The following is a 23531-nucleotide window of genomic DNA, read 5'->3' on the forward strand; positions in this document are numbered from 1 at the left end:
GCCGAAGCCGTGGCAAGGAAGCGGAATGAGTTCGAAGTCCAATCAACCCCTCCTCAGCACTTCCGAGAGCTTCGGGCACAACCTGCGCATGAGCAATCAGCTGATCCAGCGCGATCTCAGCGCGCAGCTGGCGCGGATGGGCCTCGGCATCGGGCAGTGGTTCGCCCTGCGGGCGCTGTGGGAGGGGGATGGCCTGACCCAGACGGAGCTCGCGCAGAAGTCGGGCATCGCCGGTCCGGCTATGGTCGCCACGGTCCGCAATCTGCTCAACGCCGGTCTGGTCACGCGCCACCGGCCGAAGGGCGACCGGCGCAAGTATGTGATCGTGCTGACCGACCGGGGCCGGGCGCTGGAACGCCCCGCACTCGAGTCGGCGCTCGAGGCGAACGCCGTGGCGCTCTCGGGTGTGGACCCGCAAGATGTGGCGGCCTGCCTGCGGGTCCTGCGCGCGGCGCAGCAGAACCTGCAGGCCGCCGCCGAAGGCATCCAGCTCGCTCCCGAGGCCGAGGAAATGATCGCGCTCGCCGGAAGATAGCCTGCCGCTTGCCCGTGATCCCTGTTCCGGCAAGTTTATGCCGGCATGTGAAAGGACCAACATTGACCGAACTGCCGCGCAGGATCGTGAAGCACTCCCACCTGCCCGGCGCGTCCGAGCGCAGCCTTGGTCACAATGTTCGCATGGCCTACCTGCTGTTGCAGCGAGAGCTGGCGGGACGGGCGTCGCAGCTCGGCCTGACGCTGATGGAATGGTATACGTTGCGCGTCCTGTGGGAGGTGGATGCGATCTCGCAGGCGGAGCTTGCGGGGCGCGCGGGGATCCCCGAGTCGGCGATGGTGGGCGCCGTCCAGTCTCTCATGCGGCAGGGCCATGTCACCCGCGCCCGCGCCGAGAAGGACAAACGCAAGTTCATCGTCAGCCTGACCGAACATGGCCGGGGCCTTCAGGAGGCGGGTGTCGCCGCCTCCATCTTGGCCAACGAGGCCGCGTGCGAGGGCCTGACGGCGGCGGATGATGTCGATCACTGCCTCCATGTTCTCCAGAAAGCCTGCGACAACCTGCGGCGGTAGTCTTGGCCGCTCGGACGGCAGGAGATGTACGATTTCTTGGAAACCCTCGCACTTCTCGACAAGGAATGCGAGCGTCGTGATCCCACCCTTCACGGTCCGGCGCGGCGCGTCCTCCGGCCCGTCGCCCCGAGCGGGCTGGAGGCTGCCCTGCGGTTCACCCGGCAACGGCCGGAAATGGCGCTGTCGGTGGCCAACAGAAGTCAAAGCCGGCCAATTCACCCAGCCGAGCGACTTGCGACAGGCGATGTCGTTTGCCGCACGATCGGGTGAACCGCGCCGAAATTCGGGTGTTCTGCGGCCAAACCGGGTCAACGCCGGCCCGGTGGGTGGCCGGGGCGCGCGGTCCGACCTGTTCGGGGACGTGACGATCAACATCTTCAACATCTCGAAGCTGACCGAGAGGGTCAAGGGCACCCGCAAGCTGCGGATGCGGAGCTTCCCGAGACGCTGGGCGAAAGCTACTTCGACCACCTCGCCGGAAAGGACGACCTCGTCCTCATCATGGACGAAAGCCATCGCTATCGCGGCGATGCCGGGGCGCGCGCGCTGGACGAGCTGAAGCTCGTCCTGGGCCTCGAAGTGACCGCCACGCCTTTCGTCGAGACGGCGAAGGGGCCGGCGCCATTCAAGAACGTGGTCTACGACTACCCCCTGGGCCGCGCGATGGACGACGGCTTCGTCAAGGAGCCCGTAGTCGTCACGCGAAAGGTCTTCAAGGCATCCGACTACAGCGCCGAGCGGCTCGAAACGCTGAAGCTCGAGGACGGCCTCGCGCTTCACGAGCAGACCAAGGTGGAACTCGCCACCTACGCCGCCGAGACGGGCCGCCCGAGGGTCAAGCCCTTCATGCTGGTGATCGCGCGGGACACGACCCATGCGGGCCAGCTCAAGGATACCGTCGAGAAAATTCATGACGGCCGCTACGCCCGGCGGGTGATCCAAGTAGACTCGAGCGCGAAGGACGAAGAAGTCACGCGCCGCCTGCTGGAGGTCGAGAAGCCCGAGGAACCGACCGAGATCGTCATCCACGTCAACATGCTGAAGGAAAGGCTGGGACGTCACCAAGCTCTACATCATCGTCCCCCTGCGGGCGGCGAGCGCCCGGACCCTGGTCGAACAGTCCATCGGCCGCGGGTTGCGCCTGCCTTACGGCCAGCGGACGAGCGTGGAGGCCGTGGACCGCCTCGCAGTGCATGCAGTCTCTGCATGCCATCAAATCCCGCTCGTTTGCACGCTACCTCGATGTCCGCTGACACTGTCCGCTTATGGAGCTGAGTGCCCGACTCAATTCAGAGCATACGCCGATTCAGGCAGCCCCGCATTCGTTTTTTCGAGACGATACGCTCTATGTGCCCTCTTCATTTCTTGGGTAACCGGAAGCACGACAAGTTCGCCGTTTTTCGCGGCGATCATGCTGAAACTCCTCTCCATGGCCGCTGCAGGTACCTTGCACACATCTGGCTGAACTCGGGCGAGCTCGGATCATCCGGCAGGCGGGGTGCCGCTCTTTCGATGGTAATAATAATACTTGATCTCGCCCGTGCGCGTGTTCTTCTTGCTCGCTCGGTTGCTTCCCGGGATCCGGATCAGCGTTTCCGGCCCCCATGCGCTCGATCGCTGCAGCGATCGGATCGAAGTGAGGATCGGTATCGCTCATTCCGGCAGCGCCTGCCGGGCAGTTGTCAGGCCAGCGGTCAAGCTTAGGCCGAGACCAGCGAAGTTCGCCAACCAGCGACCTGCCGGGCAGCAGCTCTCCTGCTGAGACGCCGCGCTGGAAGCTGGCGGGGGTCAGGCCGACGCAGGCGGCCGCCTGCTCATCCGCGAGCATCAGCGGGCAGCCGGGCAGACCCTTGAGCGTTCCGATCGACCGACCCATTCCACCACGTCTGGTCAAACTGGTGACGGAATGGAGGTCGGATGGTTCAGCTTGGGGCGGAAACGAACTGCGGAGGAAAATCTCCGCTGCGATGAGCCGGCACATACCGGAGGGCAACCGACCTGCTAACCCGTGCAGATGGCGCTGCCGGACACAGCGCCGCGTCGAGCGAATCAAAGGCTTGGGTGGTACCGCCTGCCCGGCTCGAACGGGCGACCCCCAGATCCACAATCTGGTGCTCTAACCAACTGAGCTAAGGCGGCACGGATCGTGTCTCTAATCCCTCCACCGCCCCGGCGCAAGAGGCGGCGGGCGCTTGCGGGGCCGACAGGGTCGCGCTAGGCAAGGTTTCCAGCCGGAGGGGCGTCATGGGCATCAATCGCGAGAGCGACATCGCAGCCAGCCTGCAGATCGGGCCGACCGACCGCGGCATGGTGCGGATCTATGTCGAGGGCGAAGGAATCGAGCTGCCGCTCGACTTCGAGCCTGACGAGGCGGCCGAGATCGTCGAGGAACTGCTGGCCGCGATCGAGGCGGCGCGGGCTGCGGGCGGCGGCGGCGGGAAGGGCCGCAAGGGGCGACGCTAGGCACCCCCAGGATCGGTCAGCGCCTGCACGCGCCACGCGGCGCAGCGGGCGAAGTCGCGCATCAGGCGGTTGCGGCGAGCGGGGGCGAGCTTCGCGGGCTCGGGCATCCGCACCAGTTCGGCCGCGAAGGCATCGGCCACGATCAGACCGCTGTCCGGCGGCAGCAGATCGGTCGGGAAGTCGCAGTCGGTGGCCCAGAAGAATCGGTCGCACCACTCGAGGTAGCCCTGCCACTTGCGGTCCGCGGTGAAATCGGCGCGGCAGCTCTTGCACTCGACGATCCAGACCTCGCCCGAGGCGGTCAGCGCCATGACATCGACGCGCAGCCCCGGCGCGGGGACGAACTCCATCAGCGCCGCGTGGTTCATCTCGCGCATCAGCCGGGCCACGCCGCGGGCGAGCCGCTGGCCCGGCAGGGGAAGGTCGGGGAGGCCGTCGTCCATCGCCTTACCATGAACGAAGCAGCAACACCGCGCAAGGCGGCGGCGCTCTTGAAGGGCGCCCTGGCCTGCCCTATCTGTCGATGCAGGCGGGTTTCTGCTCCTCTCGTGTCCGGCCCATTTCCCAGTGGCCTATAAATCTTCCGAGGGGGCTGGCTCTGGCGGGATCCTGGTTCCGTCATCTGGCTCCCACCTGGTTCGCCAGGCTCTCGGGATTGCACGCCGGCACGGTCGCTGCGGTTCCCGCCGCTTCATCCCCCCGCAATCCGATGGCGAGCGTCATCCACACCGGCATCGTCAATGTGCCCGCCACGGTCCTTGGACGATGATCGTGGCGCAGGGCCGCCAGTCGGCGCCCAAGGCGCGGCGAGGAGTCGCGCCTAGAAGGGCCTTGTCAGTGCGAGAGGCTCAGCGGCGGGGTGCGGACCGCGCCCCGACCCGGACCGGGATCAGCTGCCGCGGCAGGTCGAACACGCGGATGCGGCGGCCGCCTTTCGGCCCGGTGGGCTTGTCGGCCAGCGACATCACGGCGATGCCGAACTGGACACCGGCGAAGACGATGGTGTTGAAGACGACCAGCATCAGCACGGCGAGCCAGCCTCCGGCCGTGTTCAGCACCAGATGCCGCAGATGCGCCACGTCGAGGATCAGCAGCAGCGCGGTGAAGAGCACCGCGAGGCAGAATCCGATGGCGACGTTCACGATGTAGAGGCGGACGAGTTCGGGCATGGGAACCTCCCTCAGCCCTTCTAGGATAGCGCGCGGACGCTGCGATACCAGCGGCAAATGCGCGCAATTTGACACGCCTTCAGCCCGGCGGCGCTTCGCGCGCCATCGCGTCGAGCACGGCGGTCACGAGCCGCGTCTCCGGCCCGTCGGCGAAGAAGGCCCCGGCCACGCGGCCGTATTCGGCCATCACCACGCGCGCCGGCGTGCGCCCCGTCGCAAGCTCCGCCCCCGCGGCGCGGAACACCGCCCGCAACACCGGGTCGATCCGGTCGAGCGGCCAGCGGTCCTTGAGGTTGCGGTCGGTCGCCTGGTCGATGCGGGCCTGATAGGTCACCGCATCGCCCACGATCCGCTCGAAGAGGGCCTCGTCGGCCTCGGGGCTCTCGCCGCCCTCTGCGTCCGGCGTGGCTATGCGCCAGTCGCGGAACTCGCGCGCGACGCGCTCGGCGCTCTGGCCCGCGGCCTCCATCTGGTAGAGGGCCTGCACCGCATAGAGCCGCGCCGCCCCGGAGAGCGCGCGGCGGCGGCGGAAGCGGGGGTTCTCGTCGAGCTCGCTCATGCCAGCGGCGCCTCGAACCGGCGGGTGAGCGCCACGAGATGCAGCGCCGCCGCGGCCGCGCCGCCGCCCTTGTTCTGGCCCTCGGGATCGGCGCGGACCTCGGCCTGCGCCATGGTCTCGACCGTCAGGATGCCGTTGCCGACCGCGTGGCCGGCGAGGCTCAGCTCCATCAGCCCGCGCGAGCTGTCGTTGCAGACGGTGTCGTAATGCGTGGTCTCGCCGCGCACGACGCAGCCGAGGGCGACGAAGCCGTCATAGCGCCCGGATCGTGCGGCCAGCCCGAGCGCGGGCGGGATCTCCAATGCCCCCGGCACCTCGACCAGATCGACCTCCGCCCCGGCCTCTGCGGCCACCGCCCGCGCTCCGGCGATCAGCTGGTCGGCGATGCGGCGGTAATAGGGCGCGCAGACGATCAGCAACCGCACCGGCGCGTCGAAGCGGGGCAGCGGCAGGGTCGAATGCTCGGGCGTGTCGGCCATCAGGGCTGCTCCTCGGGGATCGGCCGGGTCGAATGGATCGAGAGCCCGTAGGCGTCAAGCCCCACGACCCGCAGCTTGGTGGAGTTGGTGAGCAGGACCAGCTCGCTCAAGCCCAGGGCCGAGAGGATCTGCGCGCCGACCCCGTATTGCCGCAGGATCTGCGGCGAGACCTCGTCCTGCCGGGCGATGCGGGGCGCGATGTCGCGCAGCAGGACGACCACGCCGCGCCCTTCCGCGGCGATCAGCCGCATGGCCGAGGGCAGGTCGCCCGCGCTGGGACGCACGACGCCCAACACATCGTGGAGCGGATCGAGCGCGTGCATCCGCACCGGCACCGGCCCCGGCGCCGTCAGGTCGCCCTTGGTCAGCACGATATGCTCGGCCCCGTGGGTCTCGTCGGCAAAGACCCGCATCACCCAGTCGCCGCCATAGGCCGAGGTCACGCGGGACTGGAACCGCTCGGCGATCAGGTTGTCGTGGCGGCGGCGGTAGGCGATCAGGTCGCTGATGGTGCCGATCTTCAGCCCGTGCTTCTGGGCGAAGGCCACGAGGTCGGGCAGCCGCGCCATGCTGCCGTCGTCGTTCATGATCTCGCAGATCACCCCCGAGGGGTTCAGCCCCGCGAGCCGCGCCACATCCACCGCGGCCTCGGTATGCCCGGCGCGGACAAGGACGCCGCCCGAGCGTGCGCGCAGCGGGAAGACGTGGCCGGGGGTGGCGATATCGGCCGCGCCGCGGGTCGGGTCGATGGCCACGGCGACGGTGCGGGCGCGGTCATGCGCGCTGATGCCGGTGGTGACGCCCTCGCGGGCCTCGATCGAGAGGGTGAAGGCGGTCTCGTGGCGGCTCGAGTTCTTGGGGCTCATCAGCGGCAGGCCGAGCGCGTCGATCCGCTCGCCCGGCAGCGCGAGGCAGATCAGGCCGCGGCCATGCGTGGCCATGAAGTTGATCGCGTTCGGGGTGGCCATCTGCGCCGGGATGACGAGGTCGCCCTCGTTCTCGCGGTCCTCGTGGTCCACGAGGACGAACATGCGCCCGTTGCGGGCGTCCTCGATGATCTCCTCGATGGGCGAGATCGCATCCGACCAGTCGCGCTCGGTCGGGCCGGGGGTTTCATACATTGTCCATCTCCGGGCACGGGGCAGCCGTTCTGGCGGGGGAGATAGCCATTAGAACCGGTCCGCGCCAGTGGGGGCCCCGTGCCGCTTCCGCAGATGGGACAGCGTACGCCGACTTCCGCTGCGAAAGCCGCGGCGGCCGGCCTTGCCCGAGCGCGCGGCTGCGTCCCTCAGCCCGCCTCCGCCAGCCGCGCCACATACCGCGCCAGCGTGTCGATCTCGAGGTTCACCGCGTCCCCCACCTTCGCCTCGCCCCAGGTCGTCACCTCGCGCGTATGCGGGATCAGGTTCACGCCGAAGCGGCTGCCCTCGACCTCGTTCACCGTGAGCGAGGTGCCGTTCAGCGCCACCGAGCCCTTCGGCGCGATGAACCGCGCGAGCGCGTCCGGGGCGCGGAAACTTACGCGCAGGCTGTCGCCTTCGGGAGCCATGGCCTCGATCATCGCGACCCCGTCCACATGGCCGGTGACAATATGCCCGCCGAGTTCATCTCCCAGCCGCAGCGCCCGCTCGAGGTTGATCCGCTTGCCGAGCGGCCAACCCGCCGCGCCGATATTGGTCCGCGCAAGCGTCTCAGCCGAGATGTCCACCTCGAACCAGCCCGCGCCGGCCTCGCGGCCCTTGCCGACCACCGTCAGGCAGATGCCCTCGCAGGCGATCGAGGCGCCCATGGCGATGCCGTCGGGGTCGTAGCCGCAGGCGATCCGGGCGCGCAGGTCGCCCGCCATCTCCGCCGCCGTCACCCGGCCCACATCCGTCACGATCCCGGTGAACATCGCGCGCCTCGCCTCCAGCCTGCCACCGCCCGGACTTAGGCCCTGCCCCGCACCGGCGCAACGCCGCCGATTTGATGCGTTTGCCGCGTGACGCGTGGCGCGGTTTGCGGCATGACGCCGGCATGGATGCTCGACACGATACGCTGATTGCCGCCGCCGAGGCGATGCGGGCGGCGCTTCCCTCCGCCCTGGCGCCGGGCGAGCGCGTGTTCCTCATGCTGCAGGGGCCGCACGGCCCGTTCTTCGACCGTCTCGGGCGGATGCTGCGCGCCGCCGGGGCCGAAGTCTGGCGCGCCGGCTTCAATGCGGGGGATGAGTGGTTCTGGTCCGACCGCGACCGCTACATCCCCCATACCGGCACGGCCGAGGACTGGCCCGCCCATCTCGACGCGCTGATCGACCGCCTCGGCGTGACCGACCTCGTGCTCTACGGCGACGTGCGCCCCGTCCATGCCGCGGCGCGGGCCGCCGCCGAGGCGCGCGACCTCACCCTCCACGTCTTCGAGGAGGGCTACCTGCGCCCCTTCTGGATCACCTATGAGCGCGGCGGCTCCAACGGGCATTCGCGCCTGATGGAGATCGACCTGTCCGAGATGCTCCGGTCGATGCGCGGCCGCGAGGGCGAGATGACGCGCCCCCCCGCTCGTTGGGGTGACATGCGCCAGCACAAGTTCTACGGCGCTCTCTACCACGCCCTCGTGCTGACCGCGAACCGCCGCTATCGCGGCTTCCGCAGCCACCGTTCGGTCAGCGTCCTGCAGGAGTTTCGGCTGCACCTGCGCCGGGTGCTGCTGACGCCCTGGCTGATGCTCGCCCGCAGCGCGGCCGCCGCCCGCGTGCGCCACGGCGGCTTCCCCTATGTCCTCGTCCTCATGCAGCTCGAACATGACGCGAGCTTCCAGGCCCATTCCGACTACACCCGCATGGCCGAGTTCACCGACGCGGTGATGGAGGCCTTTGCCGAGGCGGCCCCGCGCCACCATCACCTCGTCTTCAAGGCCCATCCGCTCGAAGACAATCGCGGCCGCGTGCGCGCGGCGATCCTGCGCCGCGCCGCGCGCCTCGGGATCAGGGAGCGGGTCCACTATATCCACGGCGGCAAGCTCGCCCGGCTGGTGGCGCAGGCGCGCTCGGCGATCACGGTCAACTCGACCGCCGCGCAGCAGGCGCTGTGGCGCGGCGTGCCGGTCCTCGCCCTCGGCCGCGCCGTCTATGACAAGCCGGGCCTCGTCAGCCACCAGCCGTTGACCGAGTTCCTGCGCGAGCCCGAGCGCCCGGCGGCGCGCCGCTACCGCACCTATCGCGACTACCTGCTCGAGACCTCGCAGGTGCCGGGCGGCTTCTACGCCCGCCATTCGCGCGCCGCGGCCCTGCGGCTGGTGGTGGACATGATGCTGGCCCCGCTCGACCCGTATGATTCGCTCAGCGCGTCAGGCGGCACCTACCGCCAGCAGCCGGGCGGCGACGATGGCTGAGGGTGTGGCGCATGTCCCTCAGCCCGCAGAATGTTTGCCCGCCGGCGGTGGTCGGCCCGCCGCGCGCGCGCTAACCTCGCCGCCAAACTCCGCCGGTTCCCGCCGGCCTACCCCGGACAGGAGCCGCCTGTGAGCCTCGCTGCCTTCCCGACCGCGGATCGCGGCGCCCGCATGGGGCGCCTGCTGACCGTCATCCTGCTGCTGAGCACGCTGTTTCTCACCGCCTGCGGCCTCGCGCGGGTCGGCCCGAACAAGAACGAGATCTATGCCGGCGCGGTCGAGCGTGGCGGCGACGCGCATATCATCTACGTCAACAACCACGTGAACCGGACCGCGAACTACACCCCCTCCTACGGCTTCGGCTCGGACTTCCTGAGCGCCGCGCCGGTGGAGGCCGACACGATCCGCCCCGGCGACACGCTGGGCCTGCAGATCTGGGAGAACGTGGACGACGGCCTGCTGGCCTCGCTGGGCCAGAGCTCGACCACGCTGCAGCAGCTTCAGGTGGACGGCGACGGCTACATCTTCGTGCCCTATGCGGGGCGCGTGCTGGCGGCAGGCAACTCGCCCGATTCGCTGCGCCGGATCATCACCGAGCGCCTCTCCGAGCAGACACCCGACCCGCAGGTCCTCGTCACGCGCCTCGCAGGCGACGGCGCCACGGTTACCGTGGGCGGCCGCGTCACCGCGCAGGGCGTCTATCCGCTGGAGCGCCCGACCCGGAACCTCTCGGCCATGCTCGCCCGCGCGGGCGGGGTCGCGATCGACCCCGAAATCGCCGTCGTCACCGTTAAGCGCGGCAACGCCACCGGCAAGGTCTGGCTGAATGACCTCTACGCCAATTCACGCAACGACATCGCCCTGCGCGGCGGCGACGTGATCCTGGTGGACGAGGATTCGCGCAGCTTCACCGCGCTCGGCGCCCTGGGCGGCCAGACGCGGGTGCCGCTCGGCTCAGAGGAGGTGACGGCGATCGAGGCCATCGCCCTCGTCGGCGGCCTCAATGCCGCAACGGCGGACCCGACCGGGGTCTTCATCCTGCGCGACGAGCCGGAATCGGTCGCGCAGCGGGTTCTGGGCTCGACCGCGCTCCGCGGCCCGCAGCGCTTCGCCTATGTGCTGGACCTGACTCGGCCGAACGGCCTCTTCCTCGCGCGCGACTTCCTGATCCGCGACGAGGACACGGTCTACGTGACCGAAGCGCCCTTCACCCAGTTCTCGCGCGTTCTCGGCGCGATCACCGGAACCGCCGGCTCGGCCGACGCGATCACGTCGATCGGCAACTGATGCGATGAGCAAGGCAGGCCGCGGCGCCGGAAACGGGCTGCGGCCTCTGCATGTCTACAGCCTCGGCTTCTGGCGCGGGCCGCGCATCGCCCGCATCCTCAAGCTTGCTGGCTGGCGGATCACGACCGGATGGCCGGGGCGCGACGGTGCGGTCGGCATCTGGGGCGCCGCGCCGAGGGCATGGCGCGGCGAAGCGGTCGCGCGGCGTTCCGCCGCCGGCATCGTGCGGGTCGAGGACGCCTTCCTGCGCTCGGTGGTTCCGGGCCGGGCGCGCGGCCGTCTCGCCCGGCGCGGGCCGCTCGGTCTGCTGATCGACCCGGTGGGACTGCATTTCGATTCCTCCCGCCCCTCGTTGATCGAGGAGCTGGTGACCTCCGGCGCCACCGCCGGACTGGAGACGCGCGCCGCCGGGGGCATCGCCCGCCTCCGCGCCGCGGACCTGTCGAAATACAATACCCACCGCCCCGAGGCCGACGCGCCGCCGCCGGGCCATGTGCTGGTGATCGACCAGACCCGCGGCGATGCCTCGCTGATGGGCGCGGGGCGTGCGACCTTCCTCGCCATGCTCGCCGCCGCCCGCGCCGAGCATCCCGGCCGCCCGCTCGTCATCCGCAGCCATCCCGAGACCGCCGCGGGCCTGCGCCCCGGCCACCTGACCGCCGACGACCTGCGCCCCGGCGAAATCTTCTGCGACGCCCCGGTCTCCCCATGGCGGCTGGTCAAGGGCGCCGCCGCCGTTTACGCCGTCAGCTCGCAACTCGGCTACGAGGCGCTCCTCGCCGGCCACCGCCCGCGCCTCTTCGGAACGCCCTTCTACTCCGGCTGGGACCTCAGCGACGACGAAGGCCCGCCGCTCGCGAGGCGCGGCCGCGCTTCGGCCGAATCCCTCTTCGCCGCCTCCCACCTCCTCGCGCCCACCTGGTACGACCCCTGCCGCGACGCGCTGACCGATTTCGAGGGCGCGCTCGCCCAACTCGAAGCCGAGACCGCCGCCTTCCGGCAGGACCGCGACGGCCATCTCGCCTGGGGCATGCGCCTCTGGAAGCGCCCCGGCATCGCCCGCGCCTTCGGCCAAGGCGGTCACGTCCGCTTCGCCCGCCGCCCCTCGCCGGATGTCACCCTCGCCTGGGCCAACCGCGCCGACGACATCCCTCACTTCGCCTTGACCCAAATATCCCGGGGGGAGGCGGCGCCAGCCGCCGGGGGGCAGCGCCCCCCCGCAAGGCCGCTCCTGCGCGTCGAGGACGGCTTCCTGCGCTCCCGCGGCCTCGGCGCCGAACTCACGCCCGCGCTGTCGCTCGTGGCCGACGACCTCGGCATCTACTACGACCCGACGCGGCCCAGCCGCCTCGAGGCGTTGGTCGCGGCCCCCCTGCCGCCCGGCGGCGAGGCCCGCGCCGAGGCGCTGATGGCGCGGCTGCGGGCCCAGGGTCTGTCGAAATACAACCTCGGCGGCGAAGCGCCCGCCCTGCCCTGTGACCGAGGCCCGGTCATCCTCGTCCCCGGCCAGGTCGAGGACGACGCCTCGATCCGTCAGGGCGCAAGCGAGGTCAGGACCAATCTCGCCCTCCTGCGCGCCACCCGGCAGGCGAACCCCCACGCCTTCCTCGTCTGGAAGCCGCATCCCGACGTCGAGGCCGGGCTGCGCCCCGGCGCGGTCGCCCCGGAAGCCGCGGCGGATCTCGCCGACCTGACCGCGCTGCGCGCCGACCCGGCGGCGCTGCTGGCGCAGGTCGATGCGGTCTGGACGATCACCTCCACCCTCGGCTTCGAGGCCCTCATCCGCGGCGTGGCCGTCACCACCCTCGGCGCGCCCTTCTACGCCGGCTGGGGCCTGACGCGCGATCTCGGCCCGATGCCGGAACGGCGCCGCGCCCGCCCGGGCCTTAGCGCCCTCGTCCACGCCGCCCTGATCGCCTATCCGCGCTACATGGACCCCGTGAGCGGCCTGCCCTGCCCGGTCGAGGTCGCGCTCGACCGCCTCGCCGAGGCCGACGGCCCGCGCGGCGGCCCGGGGCTCAGGCTGCTCGCCAAGGCGCAGGGCGCGCTTGCCTCGCAGAGCTGGCTGTGGCGCTGACCGCCCGCGGATGCTACCCGCGACGCTGCCTGGAGGAGACCGCCGCCCATGATCGACTGGATTGCCAACCTGATCGCGCAGATCGGCCCGCTCGGCGTTGCGCTGCTGATGTTTCTGGAGAACGTCTTCCCGCCGATCCCGTCCGAACTGATCATGCCGCTCGCGGGCTTCAACGCGGCGCAGGGGACCATGTCGCTGCCGGTGGTGATCCTCGCCGGGACCGCCGGCAGCCTCGCCGGGGCGACGCTCTGGTATCTGCTCGGCCGCGCCGTGGGGGCCGAGCGCATCCGCCGCCTCGCCGCGCGGCATGGGCGCTGGCTGACCGTCTCGCCGGGCGACGTGGACCGCGCGAGCGCCTGGTTCGACCGCCACGGCGGCAAGGCGGTGTTCTTCGGCCGCCTCGTGCCGGCGGTCCGCACGCTGATCTCGATCCCCGCGGGACTCGCCGGCATGCCGCTCGGCCGGTTCCTCGGCTGGTCGGCGCTTGGCAGCCTGCTCTGGACCACCTTCCTCGCCATCGCCGGATACATGCTCGAAGGGGCCTACGCCCGGGTCGAGCGCTGGGTCGATCCGGTCTCGACCTTCGTCGTGATCGCGGTCGTGGTGATCTATGTTTGGCGCGTGATCACCTGGAAGCCGCACCGCTGAGGCGCCGCCGGCCCTCGACCAGCCAGCCGCCGAGCGCGAGGCCCGCGATCAGCGCGAGCCAGCCCCAGTCGGGCAGCAGCGGCTCGAGGTTGCGGCCGCTGACGGTCTCGGCGCCGCGTGGGGTGATGGCGATCCACGGGCCGGTGACGCTCTGCCCCGCAGCCGGTCGGCCGGGGCGGACGCTTCGCAGATCGGGGACCCCTTCGCTTAGATGCAGCACCGCCCCCCGCGTGGCCTCGGCCAGCGGCGCGAGCGCGGCCCCATCCGCCACGGTCTCCTCGAACTCGCGCGGGGCAGCGGGGCCGACCGCGATCAGCCGCGTCCGCTCCCCCTGCGTCAGGCGGTAGAGGCCCGGCCCCGGCGCGGTCCAGCTGGCGGTGAAATGCCCCGGTCCCGCCGGGCGCATCTCCAGCTCGACGCGCCCGCCGTCCGGCCCTGTGATCCCGAGCGGCCCGACCTCCCCGGCCAGCGTCTGCCGGATGACGGTCAGCGCGAGACCGGGGCCGACAGTGGCGCGGAGGGCCTCCTCCTCCAGATCCGGCTCGGACATGGACCAGTGCGCGATCCGGCGCAGCAGTTCGAGCTGCGGGCCGCCACCCTCGAAGCCGCGCGCCCAGAGCCAGACCTGGTCGGAGCCGAGCACCGCCACCCGGCCCTCCTCCTCGCGCGAGAGGACCAGCAGCGGCGCGCCGTCCCCGGCCTCCATCACCACCTGCGCGCCGGGCTCCGGCTCCAGCTCCACCCGGCGCAGCCAGCGGCCCCATTCCGGCGTCTCGACGCCGGCGCCGGGCAGGCCCGCGGTGATGGGGTGACGCCGCCCGGCCTCGGTCAGCGCGGGCGTGAAGGGCTCGGACACGATCCGGCCCGTGGGCCGCGCGGGGATCACGTCGCCGAGCGCCGTCAGCGTCAGCCCCTCGACCGTGGCCATCTCCGGCCCGCCCGCGATCAGGATCGCTCCGCCGTCCTCGACATAGCGGCGGATGTTGTCGAAATATTCGGGCGGCAGGATACCGCGCTCGCGGTAGCGGTCGAAGATGATGAGGTCGAAATCGCCGATTCGCTCCATGAAGAGCTCGCGCGTCGGAAAGGCGATCAGCGCCATCTCGTCCACCGGCACGCCGTCCATCTTGTCGGGCGGGCGCAGGATGGTGAAGTGGATCAGCTCCACCGCTGCGTCCGATTTCAACAGGTTGCGCCAGGTTCTTTCGCCCGCATGGGGCTCGCCCGAGACCAGCAGCACGCGCAGACGGTCGCGGACGCCGGTGATGGTCAGCGCCGCTGCGTCGTTGCGGTCGGTCAGCTGCGGCGCGCCCGCCTCTGGCGGGTCGAGCGCGAGGGCGAGGACGTTCGCGCCGCCATGCTCGACCGTCACCGGCAGGTCCAGCGGCACGCCGGGCGGCAGCGCCACCACCTGCTCCTCGCCCGAGTCGCGCGTGATCCTGAGGGCGGCCGGGCGGCCCTCCATCTCGGGCGGGACGGCGCCCTGGTCCTCGACCCGGACCCGGACGGTCGCCGGCTCGCCGATCAGCGCGTATGCCGGGGCCTCCTCGACCACCAGCCGCCGGTCCCAGTCCTGCGGCTCTCCGGTCAGCAGCACATGGACCGGCGCGGGGGCGTCCGCCGGCAGCGAGCCCGCATCGTGCAGCCGCCCGTCCGTCACCGCGATCACGCCCGCGACCCGCGCCTCCGGCTCGGCTGCGAGCGCCTCGGTGATTGCGCTGCCAAGGAGGGTGCCCTCGTCGTCATTGCCCACCGTGACGCGGCGCAGCTCGGTCCCCGGCAGGGCCTCGACGGCGCGGGCGAGGCTTTCCGTGGCGCCGTCGATCTGCGCGGTCCGGCCGGGCAGGGTCTGGCTGGCGCTGCGGTCCTCGACGAGGATCACGATGTCCGATAGCCCCTGCCGCTCGGCCCGCTCCAGCGCCGGCCCGGCAAGGGCGAGCGCCGCCACCAGCCCCGCCGCGCCGCGCCAGGCCCAGCCGCGCAGGCCGCGCGCGAGGGCGTAACCTGCCGCCAGCAGCGCCAGAAGGGCGAGCGCGCCGATCACCCACCAGGGCAGCGCCAGGTCGAAGACGAGGCGCGTCATCGGATGCCACCGAACGGCATCGCGTCGCGCCGCCCGAGCCGCTCGAGCAGTTCGGGGACGTGGATCTGGTCGGCCTTGTAGTTGCCGGTCAGCACATACATCACGATGTTGATGCCCGCGCGGAGGGCCAGTTCGCGCTGCCGCTCGCCCTCGAAACCGCGGCCAACGGTGAACAGCGGCAGGCCGTCGCGGTCGATCGCCCATGCCTCGGCCCAGGAGTTGCCGCCGATGATGACCGGCGAGACGCCGTCATTCGTGACCGGACCCGCGCCCGCGCCGGGGATCGCGGGCGGCGGCGCCTCGACCCAGACCTGCGGCCCCTGCCAGCGTCCGGGAAGGGTGTCGAGCAGGTAGAAGCTGCGGGTCAGGACGTGATCGATCGGCAGCGGCGCGAGCGGCGGGATCGCCAGCGGCGCCGCGAGGGCGCGCAGCGCGGGCGAGCCGTCGGGACCGCCGAGCCCCGCGATGTCGCCGTCGCGGGTGTCGAACAGGATCATGCCGCCGGTGCGGAGGAACTGCTCCAGCCGCAGATAGGCCGCGGGCGTGGGCAGCGGCTGGGCCTCGGTGACGGGCCAGTAGAGGAAGGTGAGCAGCGACAGGTCGTCGGCGTCGAGATCGACCGCCACGGGCGGGCCGGGCTCGACCGTGGTGCGCGCGGTGAGACCGGCCGAGAGGCCGATGAGGCCCGCCTCGGAGGCGCGGTCGATGGCCGGGTCGCCGGTGACGACCCAGGCAAGGGCGATCTGCGCGGCGGCGGCGGCGAGGCGCGGGTCGGGCGGGGGCGGCTGCTGCGCGGTAGCGCGGGTGACCGCGAGGGCGGCGGCCCCGGCGAGGAGGGCGCGGCGGGTGAGGCTCATGCGGTGGACTCCCGCGGCCTGCGCCCGTGCATCAGCGCCGCACTGGCGAGCGCGTCCAGCGCCAGCAGCGCCGCCGCGAGGGCGAGCAGCCAGCCGCCGAAGGCGGTGCCGGGAACCTCGGTCCCGGCCTCGACCTGCACGCCCTGCCAGTCCGCCACGGCAATCGCGCCCCCCGCGTTCAGCGCCCGCCGCCGCTCGCCCGCGGCCCAGACGCCCGCCGGGCGACCGGGCGCCGGCCCTTCATCGAGCGCCTCGCCCGACACCGGCGCGAGGTCGGCGGCCGGCGGCCCGCTGCGGCCGAAGCCGTCGAGCACCGCCTCGGCCGACCAGGGCGTATCGGCGGCAAGCTGCGGGGCGTCCGGTGCGATGCCCGCCTGTGCCATGCCGCGCGCGGATTGCACGAGGCGGTTCAGCATCTGCACGAAGAGGCCCGTGAGCGGCAGGTCCGACCAGTCGGGGCTGGCGGTGACGTGGACGAGGAGGATCTGCCCCTCGCCGACCGCCACTCGGGTCACGAGCGGGGTGCCGTCGCTGAGCGAGGCCAGCGTGCGCGCGGCGACATCCGGCCCCGGCTCGGCCATCAGCTGCGCGCGAACGGCGACCTCGGCGCGCGCGTCGAGCCCCGCGAAGGGACCATCCGCCGGGAACGGCGCGAGGCCGCGCGGGTCGCCCCAGCTGAGCGCGCCTCCCACATCGCGGCCGCCGGGACGCAGGCGCAGCGGCAGCAGCGGGTCGAGGTCGAGCGCCTCGGCCGCGGCCATCCGCGGCCCGGCGAAGCGGATCAGCGTGCCGCCCGATTCGACCCATGGGCCCAGCCGCGCGTCGTCGGGCGGGATCAGCTGGTCAGGCAGCAGGATCACATCGGGCGCGGCGGGGAGCACGTCGTCGAGACCGCCTTCCACGAGGTCCGTGGTCGGCCCGAGCGCCTCGCGCAGGTAGTGCTGCGGCGAGAGGAGCACCTGCCCTTCGGACGGGGCGCCGGAGGTCACGATCGCCACCTTGCGCCGCCGGGTGCGGTCGTCGGCCAGCCACACCGCGCCCGCGGAGGCCACGCCCTCGACCTCGAAGCGGGTGACGCGGTTGCGGAGTTCCGGCGGCAGGTCGAGGGCCCATGCGCTGCGCGTGAGACCCGCCTCGGTTTCCGCCGGGCCGGGGGTCAGGCGGGCCAGCACGCGCTCGATCCCCTGCGGGTCGGGGCCGCGGGCGAGGACCGTGCGCGACGTCGGGTCGGGGCTGGCGGTTTCGAGGGAGGGCAGCGCGCCGCCTTCGATCAGCGTCAGGCTGACGGGCGCAGCGGGCGGCGGGACGACGCGCAGCGTCCCGCGCGCGGCGAGGGCTGCGGCGAGCGCGGCGCGGCCCGGATGGTCGAGGCCGTCCGAGAGCCAGAGCGTGTCGAGCCCCTGCCCCGGCGCGGCGGCGAGGATAGTCTCGGGGTTGTCGGGATAGCGGGTTGGCCAGGATGCGGGACGAGTCGCGCCGAGGGCAGCGGTCGCCTCGGAGGGCGCGGCGAAGGGCAGGACGCCCGTGGCGCGCCCGTCGGCGATCAGCAGCGCCGCCTCGCGCGGACCGGCGGCGTCGAGTTCGGCGCGGGCGCGGGCGATGCGCTCGTCCCAGCCGGGCGCGGCGGCCCAGCCAGCGTCGAGCACGATCAGCAGCGGCCCCTGACCGCGGCCGTCCTGCGGCGCCGGGCGCCAGATCGGCCCGGCGGCGGCGATGATCGCGGCGGCGATGGCAGTGAGGCGCAGGAGCAGCAGCCACCAGGGCGTGCGGCGGGCCTCGGGGCTGCGGTCCTCGAGGCCCAGCAGCAGCGCGGTGCCGGGGAAGCGCAGCAGCCGCGGCGCGGGAGGCAGCGCGCGCAGCAGGAACCACAGCGCCGGGAGGGCTGCAAGGGCCGCGAGCGTCCAAGGGGCCGCGAAGCCGAGCGCGCCGAGGGTCAGCATGGCCGACCCGTGGGATGCGCGCGCGTCACCTCAGGCCTCGAGGGCGGCGGCGAGCCAGAGCAGCGCCTCGGCGGGCGGGCTGGCGGTCAGGTGGATGCCGAAGCGAAAGCCCGCGGCCTGCGCTACCGCGTCGAGGCGCGCGCGGCGGGCGGCGAGGCGGTCGAGATAGGCGTCGCGCAGGCCGCCCGCGTCCCGGGTATCGTGCGAGAGCCGCCCGGAGGCGGAGCGGAAGAGGACTGCGCCCGCATAGGGGAACCCCTCCTCGTCGGGGTCCAGCACCTGCAGGAGCGCGCCCGTGGCCCCTGCCCCGGCGGCGCGGGCGAGGGTGTCCTCGACCGGGGCCGGGTCGCCCATGAAGTCGGAAATCAGGATCAGCGTCTCGCCCCCGCGCACCGGCGCGGTCGGCGGGGCATCGGCGTCGGCGGCATCGGCGGGCAGCGCCGCGAGGTCGCGAGCGATCCGTTCGGCCTGCGTCCGTCCGGCGGTGGCGGGGTGGCCCAGCACGCCCACCCGCTCGCCGCCGCGCAGGAGCAGCAGGCCGAGGGCGAGGGCCAGCAGCCGCGCGCGGTCGGCCTTGGTCGGGCGGTCGGCCCTCCCGCGCCAGTCCATCCCCGCCCCGGCCGAGACCCACAGATGCGCGGCGCGGGGGCTGACCCGCTCGCGGTCGCGCACGAAGGTCAGGTCCGAGCGCGCGCTGCGGCGCCAGTCCACCGCGCGGGCGTCGTCGGTGGCGGCCGCGGGACGGTATTGCCAGAACTCCTCCCCTGGTCCGGGGCGGCGCAGCCCATGCGCGCCGGGGCGCACGGTCGCCGAGAGCCGCTCGGCCGCGAGGATCAGCGCCGGAAGCGCCCCGGCCGCCGCCTCGGCCCGGCTGCGGAGGTCCGCGGCGGGATCGGGGGCATCGCTCACGCGGCCTGTCCCAGCCGGCTGTCCACCGCCCGCGCGATCAGGGCCTCGATCGTCTCGCCGCGCGCACGGGCGGCGTAGCCGAGCGCCATGCGGTGCCGCAGCACCGGCGCCGCCATCGCCGCCACGTCGTCCAGCGTCGGCGCAAACCGGCCGTCAGCGGCGGCGCGGGCGCGCGTGACCAGCATCAGCGCCTGCGCCGCGCGCGGCCCCGGCCCCCAGGTCAGCGCGTCCCCGGCCCATGCGCTCGCATCCGCCTCCCCCGGACGCAGCGCGCGCACGAGGTCGAGGATCGCCGTCACCACGCTCTCGCCCGCGGGCATCCGGCGGATCAGGCGCTGCGCCGCAATCAGCGATGCGGGGTCCAGCACCGCATGGGGCGCCTCGTCCAGAAGGCCGGTCGTGGCGATCAGGATTTCGCGCTCGGTCGCGCGGTCGGGATAGCCGACGTCGATCTGCATCAGGAAGCGGTCGAGCTGCGCCTCGGGCAGCGGATAGGTGCCCTCCTGCTCGATCGGGTTCTGGGTCGCCAGCACATGGAACGGGCGGCCCAGCGGCCGGTGGGCGCCCGCGATGGTGACCTCGCCCTCCTGCATTGCCTGCAGCAGCGCCGACTGGGTGCGGGGGCTGGCGCGGTTGATCTCGTCGGCCATCAGGAGCTGCGTGAAGACCGGACCCTGCACGAAGCGGAAGGCGCGGCGGCCCTCGGCGTCCTGGTCCAGGACCTCGGAGCCGAGGATGTCGGCGGGCATCAGGTCGGGCGTGAACTGGATGCGCGCGGTGTCGAGGCCCAGCACCGTGCCGAGCGTGTCCACCAGCATGGTCTTGCCGAGGCCCGGCTGCCCGACGAGCAGCGCATGGCCGCCGGCGAGGATCGCGCAGAGCACCTGCTCGACCACTGCGTGCTGGCCGACGAAGCGGCGCTCGATGCTCGCGCGGGCGGCGGCGAGCTTCCGCCCGAGATCCGCGACCGCATCAACCAATTCCTCATCGCCCGGCATGACACGGCCCCCGTTCTGGTCTAGGCGCAAGCTTAGTGCGACAGGACGAGGCCCGCCAGCGATGACAGAGCCCGACAGGACCGCCGGCGACGCGCCGCGGGATCAGACCTCCGCCATCATGGCCGCGGCGCGCGAGGCCGGAGGCCGCGGCCCGGCGCCGGTGCATCTGTGGGACCCGCCCTATTGCGGCGAGCTGGACATGGAGATCCGCGCCGACGGAACGTGGTTCTATCAGGGCACACCCATCGGCCGCCCGGCGATGGTGCGCCTGTTCGCCTCGGTGCTGAAACGCGAGGACGGGCGGTTCTTCCTCGTGACGCCCGTCGAGAAGGTCGGCATCCGGGTCGAGGACGCGCCCTTCGTCGCCGTGGATGCCGAGATCGGCGCGACAGCGATCACCTTCACGACGAATCTGGGCGACCGCGTGACGGCCGGGCCGGAGGATCCGATCCGGGTCGAGACGGCGGCGGACGGCACGCCCCGCCCCTATGTCCATATCCGCCGCGGCCTCGAGGCGCTGATCGACCGCAAGACCTTCTACCGGCTGGTCGAGGCGGCGGCGCCCGGCCCGGACGGGCGGCTGCGGCTCGCGTCGCAGGGCGCCAGCTTTCCGCTGGAGGACTGATCCATCGTGGCGCGCTTTGCAGCGAATCTGACCTATCTCTTCACCGAACTCCCCATGGAGCGCCGCTTCGAGGCCGCGCGGGAGGCGGGCTTCGAGGGGGTCGAGATCCTCTTTCCCTACGACTTCGCCGTTGCCGAGATCCGTCAGGGCTGCCGCGCCGCGGGGCTGGACTTCGTGGCCCTGAACACGCCGCCGCCGAACTGGGCCGGCGGTCCGCGCGGCTTCGCCGCCGAGCCGGGGCGCGAGGCGCGCTTCCGCCACGATTTCGACCGGGCGCTGCGCTTCGCCGAGGCGCTGCAGGCGCGCCACATCCACATCATGGCCGGCAAGACCGACGATCCGCGCGCCGAGGGCGTGTTCGTGGACAATCTCCGCTGGGCCGCCGCCCGCGCGCCGCATGCGAGCCTCGTGATCGAGCCGGTGAACCCGACCGACCTGCCGGGCTACTTTTTGGCCGATTTCGATCATGCCCGCGCGGTGATCGATGCGGTGGCGGCGCCGAACCTGGGGCTGCTCTTCGACGCCTACCACGCGCACATGATCGCGCGCGACATCGAGGCGCTGTGGGCGGTGCATCATCCCTTCGTGCGACACGTCCAGATCGCCGGCGCGCCGGGGCGGCACGAGCCGCGGGGCGGCGAGATCGACTACCCGGCCTTCTTCCGCGCCGTCGACGCCTCGGGCTATCGCGGCTGGGTCAGCGCGGAATACTCGCCGCGCACGACCACCGAGGCCGGGCTGCGCTGGATCGAGGGTCAGCCCGCGCCGGGACCGTAGAGTTTCCGCGCGCGGTCCTCGAACGCGCGCACGATCCGCGACATCGCCTCGCCGAACACCACTCCGATCACCTTCTGCAGGATCGCATTCCGAAACTCGAAATCGACGTGGAAATCCACCTCCGAGCCGCCTTCGGGCAGGTCGCGGAAGGTCCAGCCGGAGTGCAGGAACTTGAACGGGCCGTCGAGGTAGCGGGTGTCGATGTCCAGCCCCTCGGGATCGAGAGTGACGCGGCTGCCGAACTTCTCGCGGAAGAGCTTGAAGCTGATGACCATGTCGGCCTCGATGACCTCGGTGCCGGGCCTCTCGCCTTCGCGGCGCGAGCGGATCCGGGCGGCGCTGTTCCACGGCAGGAAGTCGGGGTAGCGCTCGACATCGGCGACGAGGGCATACATCTCTTCGGCGGTCCAGGGGACGCGGCGGGTGTCGGCGAACTTGGGCACGGGTCGCTCCTGCTGGCGCGGGGTGCAGGCTTGACCGCGGGCGGCGCAAAGATCAAGTCACGCCCGGCGGAAGGGAGAGACGAGGCGATGAACCTGATCTGGCTGCTGCGCGCATCCCGCTGGGCGCGGAACCCGCCCTCGGCGCGGACGGTGATGCTGGTCTTCGGTGCCATCGCGATTGCGGTGGCCATCGCGGGCGCGGATCATTTCGGCGTCTGGCCAGAGTGGGCGCAGATGGAGCCGCAGGGGCGGCGCCCGCATCTGCAACTGCCGCCTGCGGCGCAGCGCTAGAGCCCCGCTTCGCCGAAGGTGTTGCACCGCGCCAGTTCGCCCGACTGAAAGCCGCGACCGAACCAGTCCTGCCGGTCGGCGGCCGAGCCGTGGGTGAAGCTGTCCGGGACCGGCGTGCGGCCGGCGCTTTCCATCAGCACGTCGTCGCCCACGGCTGCGGCGGCGGTCATCGCCTCCTCCAGATCCTCGCGGGTGATGGCAAGGGAATGCACCGCCTGCCGGCCCCAGATGCCGGCGAAGCAGTCGGCCTGAAGCTCGGTCAGGACCGACAGGTAGTTGCTGTCGCCCCGCGACGCGCGCGCCCGCAGCTGGTTCACCTGCGGCAGGATGCCGAGCAGGTTCTGGACGTGGTGCCCGACCTCATGCGCGATCACGTAGCTGTAGGCGAAGTCGCCCCCGGCGCCCATGCGGTCGCGCATCTGCGCGAAGAACGAGGTGTCGAGATAGACCCGGTGGTCGCCCGGGCAGTAGAACGGTCCCATGGCCGAGGAGCCGCTGCCGCAGGCGGACTGCACCACGCCAGCGTAGAGGACCAGCACCGGCTCGCGGTAGGCGGTGCCCGCCTGATCGGGCAGGACCTGGTTCCAGACCTCCTCGGTCGAGCCGAGGACCGCCGAGACGAATTGCCCGGCCTCGCGCTCGGCCGCCGTCAGGTCGCGTTGCCCGCCCGAGACAGGCACGTCCTCCTGCATCCCGCTGACCAGCGGTGAGATGTCCACGCCGAAGAACCAGCCGACCGCCAGGACGACCAGCGTGCCCACGAGGCCGAGGCCGCCGACGCCGCCCGCGGTCATGCCGCGCCGGTCGTCGATGTTGCTGCTGCCGCGCCGTCCGCGCCATTCCATGCGCCGTCCTCCCAGCTTTGTCACCCGGCAACGCCGGCTCTCCCGCGCGGTTCCGCTTGACGGCCGGACCCGCGCGGCGCACCTCGGGCGCGTTCCTTCAGGAGGCGACATGCCCGACCTCGACCGCCGCCAGATCATGGCCCTTGCCGGCGCCGGCTCGGCCCTGCTGCTGCTCGCAGCCTTCGGCTTCCAGTGGGCGGGCTACGCGCCCTGCGCGCTCTGCATCACCGCCCGCTGGCCGCATGTGGCGGCGATCGTGGTGGCGGTCGTCGCGTGGATCACGGGCGGCGCGCGCTTCTGGGCGCTGCTCGGCGCGGCGGCGATGGTCGCGGTGGTGGGCATCTCGGTCTATCACGCCGGGATCGAGTTCGACTGGTGGGCCGGCCCGGCCGCCTGCAGCGGCGGCGCGGCGGGGATTGGCGCGCTGTCGGTTCAGGACCTGCTGGCCCGGATAGAGGCAGCGCCGGTGATCCGCTGCGACGAGCCGGCGGTGCTGATCCTCGGCTTCAGCATGGCGGTGTGGAACGGCGTTCTCTCGGCCGTCCTCGCGGTGGTCTGGCTCATCGCATGGCGGCGCGCGTAAGCAGGGCATTTGCCACGACCTCCAGCGGATGATAGACCCCGCCGCAACAAGATGTTGAGGT

The 23531-nt window shown here is 72.1% G+C and carries 27 protein-coding genes and 1 tRNA gene; 13 read left to right on the forward strand and 15 right to left on the reverse strand.

Annotated features, from left to right (window positions below):
* The first annotated feature begins 25 nt into the window (after window positions 1-25).
* The 4 genes from GI374_RS12775 to GI374_RS19270 all read left to right on the forward strand — a co-directional run bounded on the left by GI374_RS12775 (window position 26) and on the right by GI374_RS19270 (window position 2343).
* Window positions 26-535: a MarR family winged helix-turn-helix transcriptional regulator gene (locus tag GI374_RS12775; protein ID WP_154337464.1), complete on the forward strand. Its 510-nt coding sequence runs from the start codon at window positions 26-28 to the stop codon at window positions 533-535.
* 62 nt (window positions 536-597) lie between these two features.
* Complete coding sequence (locus GI374_RS12780) at window positions 598-1068, forward strand: MarR family winged helix-turn-helix transcriptional regulator (RefSeq protein WP_154337465.1); 471 nt, start codon at window positions 598-600, stop codon at window positions 1066-1068.
* A gap of 24 nt (window positions 1069-1092) precedes the next feature.
* A complete protein-coding gene (locus tag GI374_RS19265) occupies window positions 1093-1338 on the forward strand; it encodes a hypothetical protein (RefSeq protein ID WP_229583197.1) in 246 nt (81 codons plus the stop codon).
* Between the two features lie 231 nt (window positions 1339-1569).
* Window positions 1570-2343, forward strand: coding sequence for a hypothetical protein (locus GI374_RS19270; protein ID WP_229583199.1), 774 nt, complete (start codon window positions 1570-1572; stop codon window positions 2341-2343).
* A 9-nt stretch (window positions 2344-2352) separates the two neighbouring features.
* Here the strand turns inward: GI374_RS19270 and GI374_RS19665 are convergent, their stop codons facing one another.
* Together GI374_RS19665 and GI374_RS12790 are read right to left on the reverse strand one after the other, a co-directional pair.
* The gene (locus tag GI374_RS19665) at window positions 2353-2481 is read right to left on the reverse strand and encodes a hypothetical protein (protein ID WP_255453710.1); all 129 of its coding nucleotides are present in this window, start codon (window positions 2479-2481) and stop codon (window positions 2353-2355) included.
* A 649-nt stretch (window positions 2482-3130) separates the two neighbouring features.
* A tRNA-His gene (locus tag GI374_RS12790) sits at window positions 3131-3207 on the reverse strand.
* A 105-nt stretch (window positions 3208-3312) separates the two neighbouring features.
* Between GI374_RS12790 and GI374_RS12795 the strand changes: the two genes are divergently transcribed.
* On the forward strand, window positions 3313-3531 hold the full coding sequence (locus GI374_RS12795; protein WP_154337466.1) for a DUF6324 family protein: 219 nt from the start codon (window positions 3313-3315) through the stop codon (window positions 3529-3531).
* Here the strand turns inward: GI374_RS12795 and GI374_RS12800 are convergent.
* The 6 genes from GI374_RS12800 to GI374_RS12825 all read right to left on the reverse strand — a co-directional run bounded on the left by GI374_RS12800 (window position 3528) and on the right by GI374_RS12825 (window position 7632).
* Window positions 3528-3974 (reverse strand): MmcB family DNA repair protein, encoded by a 447-nt coding sequence (locus tag GI374_RS12800; RefSeq protein ID WP_154337467.1) that lies wholly within the window; start codon window positions 3972-3974, stop codon window positions 3528-3530. The two genes, GI374_RS12795 and GI374_RS12800, sit on opposite strands and share 4 nt — an antisense overlap.
* A 405-nt stretch (window positions 3975-4379) precedes the next feature.
* Entirely contained in the window at window positions 4380-4700 is a 321-nt protein-coding gene (locus GI374_RS12805) for a hypothetical protein (RefSeq protein ID WP_154337468.1), read from the reverse strand.
* Between the two features lie 79 nt (window positions 4701-4779).
* Window positions 4780-5259, reverse strand: coding sequence for a transcription antitermination protein NusB (locus GI374_RS12810; RefSeq protein ID WP_154337469.1), 480 nt, complete (start codon window positions 5257-5259; stop codon window positions 4780-4782).
* On the reverse strand, window positions 5256-5738 hold the full coding sequence (locus tag GI374_RS12815; protein WP_154337470.1) for a 6,7-dimethyl-8-ribityllumazine synthase: 483 nt from the start codon (window positions 5736-5738) through the stop codon (window positions 5256-5258). Before GI374_RS12815 ends, GI374_RS12810 begins: the two co-directional genes overlap by 4 nt.
* Window positions 5738-6859 carry a 3,4-dihydroxy-2-butanone-4-phosphate synthase gene (gene ribB / locus GI374_RS12820; RefSeq protein WP_154337471.1) on the reverse strand — a complete coding sequence of 374 codons (1122 nt, stop codon included), beginning with the start codon at window positions 6857-6859 and terminating at the stop codon, window positions 5738-5740. Before ribB ends, GI374_RS12815 begins: the two co-directional genes overlap by 1 nt.
* A gap of 167 nt (window positions 6860-7026) precedes the next feature.
* Window positions 7027-7632, reverse strand: a complete 606-nt coding sequence (locus GI374_RS12825) for a riboflavin synthase (protein WP_154337472.1) — start codon at window positions 7630-7632, stop codon at window positions 7027-7029.
* 122 nt (window positions 7633-7754) lie between these two features.
* Here GI374_RS12825 and GI374_RS12830 point away from each other — a divergent pair, with 122 nt between their 5' ends.
* The 4 genes from GI374_RS12830 to GI374_RS12845 all read left to right on the forward strand — a co-directional run bounded on the left by GI374_RS12830 (window position 7755) and on the right by GI374_RS12845 (window position 13119).
* Window positions 7755-9107: a capsule biosynthesis protein gene (locus tag GI374_RS12830; RefSeq protein WP_154337473.1), complete on the forward strand. Its 1353-nt coding sequence runs from the start codon at window positions 7755-7757 to the stop codon at window positions 9105-9107.
* Between the two features lie 171 nt (window positions 9108-9278).
* Window positions 9279-10394, forward strand: a complete 1116-nt coding sequence (locus GI374_RS12835) for a polysaccharide biosynthesis/export family protein (protein WP_154337501.1) — start codon at window positions 9279-9281, stop codon at window positions 10392-10394.
* Between the two features lie 4 nt (window positions 10395-10398).
* On the forward strand, window positions 10399-12471 hold the full coding sequence (locus tag GI374_RS12840) for a capsular polysaccharide biosynthesis protein (protein WP_154337474.1): 2073 nt from the start codon (window positions 10399-10401) through the stop codon (window positions 12469-12471).
* Window positions 12472-12519: 48 nt separating this feature from the next.
* On the forward strand, window positions 12520-13119 hold the full coding sequence (locus GI374_RS12845; protein ID WP_154337475.1) for a DedA family protein: 600 nt from the start codon (window positions 12520-12522) through the stop codon (window positions 13117-13119).
* Here GI374_RS12845 and GI374_RS12850 read toward each other — a convergent pair.
* Genes GI374_RS12850 through GI374_RS12865 form a run of 5 tightly spaced genes read right to left on the reverse strand, consistent with a single transcriptional unit; the run spans window position 13097 to window position 19906 of the window.
* Window positions 13097-15202 carry a hypothetical protein gene (locus GI374_RS12850; RefSeq protein WP_154337476.1) on the reverse strand — a complete coding sequence of 702 codons (2106 nt, stop codon included), beginning with the start codon at window positions 15200-15202 and terminating at the stop codon, window positions 13097-13099. The two genes, GI374_RS12845 and GI374_RS12850, sit on opposite strands and share 23 nt — an antisense overlap.
* A complete protein-coding gene (locus GI374_RS19275) occupies window positions 15199-16059 on the reverse strand; it encodes a DUF4159 domain-containing protein (RefSeq protein WP_229583201.1) in 861 nt (286 codons plus the stop codon). Before GI374_RS19275 ends, GI374_RS12850 begins: the two co-directional genes overlap by 4 nt.
* On the reverse strand, window positions 16056-17999 hold the full coding sequence (locus GI374_RS12855; protein WP_229583203.1) for a BatA domain-containing protein: 1944 nt from the start codon (window positions 17997-17999) through the stop codon (window positions 16056-16058). Before GI374_RS12855 ends, GI374_RS19275 begins: the two co-directional genes overlap by 4 nt.
* Before the next feature lie 30 nt (window positions 18000-18029).
* Window positions 18030-18908: a DUF58 domain-containing protein gene (locus GI374_RS12860; RefSeq protein ID WP_370515332.1), complete on the reverse strand. Its 879-nt coding sequence runs from the start codon at window positions 18906-18908 to the stop codon at window positions 18030-18032.
* Entirely contained in the window at window positions 18905-19906 is a 1002-nt protein-coding gene (locus GI374_RS12865) for a MoxR family ATPase (protein ID WP_154337477.1), read from the reverse strand. Before GI374_RS12865 ends, GI374_RS12860 begins: the two co-directional genes overlap by 4 nt.
* Window positions 19907-19967: 61 nt before the next feature.
* Here GI374_RS12865 and GI374_RS12870 point away from each other — a divergent pair, with 61 nt between their 5' ends.
* Both GI374_RS12870 and GI374_RS12875 read left to right on the forward strand, forming a co-directional pair.
* Window positions 19968-20531: a DUF1285 domain-containing protein gene (locus GI374_RS12870; protein WP_154337478.1), complete on the forward strand. Its 564-nt coding sequence runs from the start codon at window positions 19968-19970 to the stop codon at window positions 20529-20531.
* Between the two features lie 6 nt (window positions 20532-20537).
* Window positions 20538-21308, forward strand: a complete 771-nt coding sequence (locus tag GI374_RS12875; RefSeq protein WP_370515333.1) for a hydroxypyruvate isomerase family protein — start codon at window positions 20538-20540, stop codon at window positions 21306-21308.
* Here GI374_RS12875 and GI374_RS12880 read toward each other — a convergent pair.
* Window positions 21287-21751: a type II toxin-antitoxin system RatA family toxin gene (locus GI374_RS12880; RefSeq protein ID WP_370515334.1), complete on the reverse strand. Its 465-nt coding sequence runs from the start codon at window positions 21749-21751 to the stop codon at window positions 21287-21289. The two genes, GI374_RS12875 and GI374_RS12880, sit on opposite strands and share 22 nt — an antisense overlap.
* 87 nt (window positions 21752-21838) lie before the next feature.
* Between GI374_RS12880 and GI374_RS12885 the strand changes: the two genes are divergently transcribed.
* On the forward strand, window positions 21839-22042 hold the full coding sequence (locus GI374_RS12885; protein WP_154337479.1) for a hypothetical protein: 204 nt from the start codon (window positions 21839-21841) through the stop codon (window positions 22040-22042).
* Here GI374_RS12885 and GI374_RS12890 read toward each other — a convergent pair.
* Window positions 22039-22887: a neutral zinc metallopeptidase gene (locus tag GI374_RS12890; protein WP_154337480.1), complete on the reverse strand. Its 849-nt coding sequence runs from the start codon at window positions 22885-22887 to the stop codon at window positions 22039-22041. The two genes, GI374_RS12885 and GI374_RS12890, sit on opposite strands and share 4 nt — an antisense overlap.
* Window positions 22888-22996: 109 nt before the next feature.
* On the opposite strand from GI374_RS12890, the gene GI374_RS12895 reads away from it, so the two are divergent.
* Window positions 22997-23470 carry a disulfide bond formation protein B gene (locus GI374_RS12895; protein WP_154337481.1) on the forward strand — a complete coding sequence of 158 codons (474 nt, stop codon included), beginning with the start codon at window positions 22997-22999 and terminating at the stop codon, window positions 23468-23470.
* Window positions 23471-23531 lie beyond the last annotated feature (61 nt).

The sequence above is a fragment of the Paracoccus sp. S-4012 genome, from assembly GCF_009674885.1.
Taxonomy (GTDB): domain Bacteria; phylum Pseudomonadota; class Alphaproteobacteria; order Rhodobacterales; family Rhodobacteraceae; genus Paracoccus.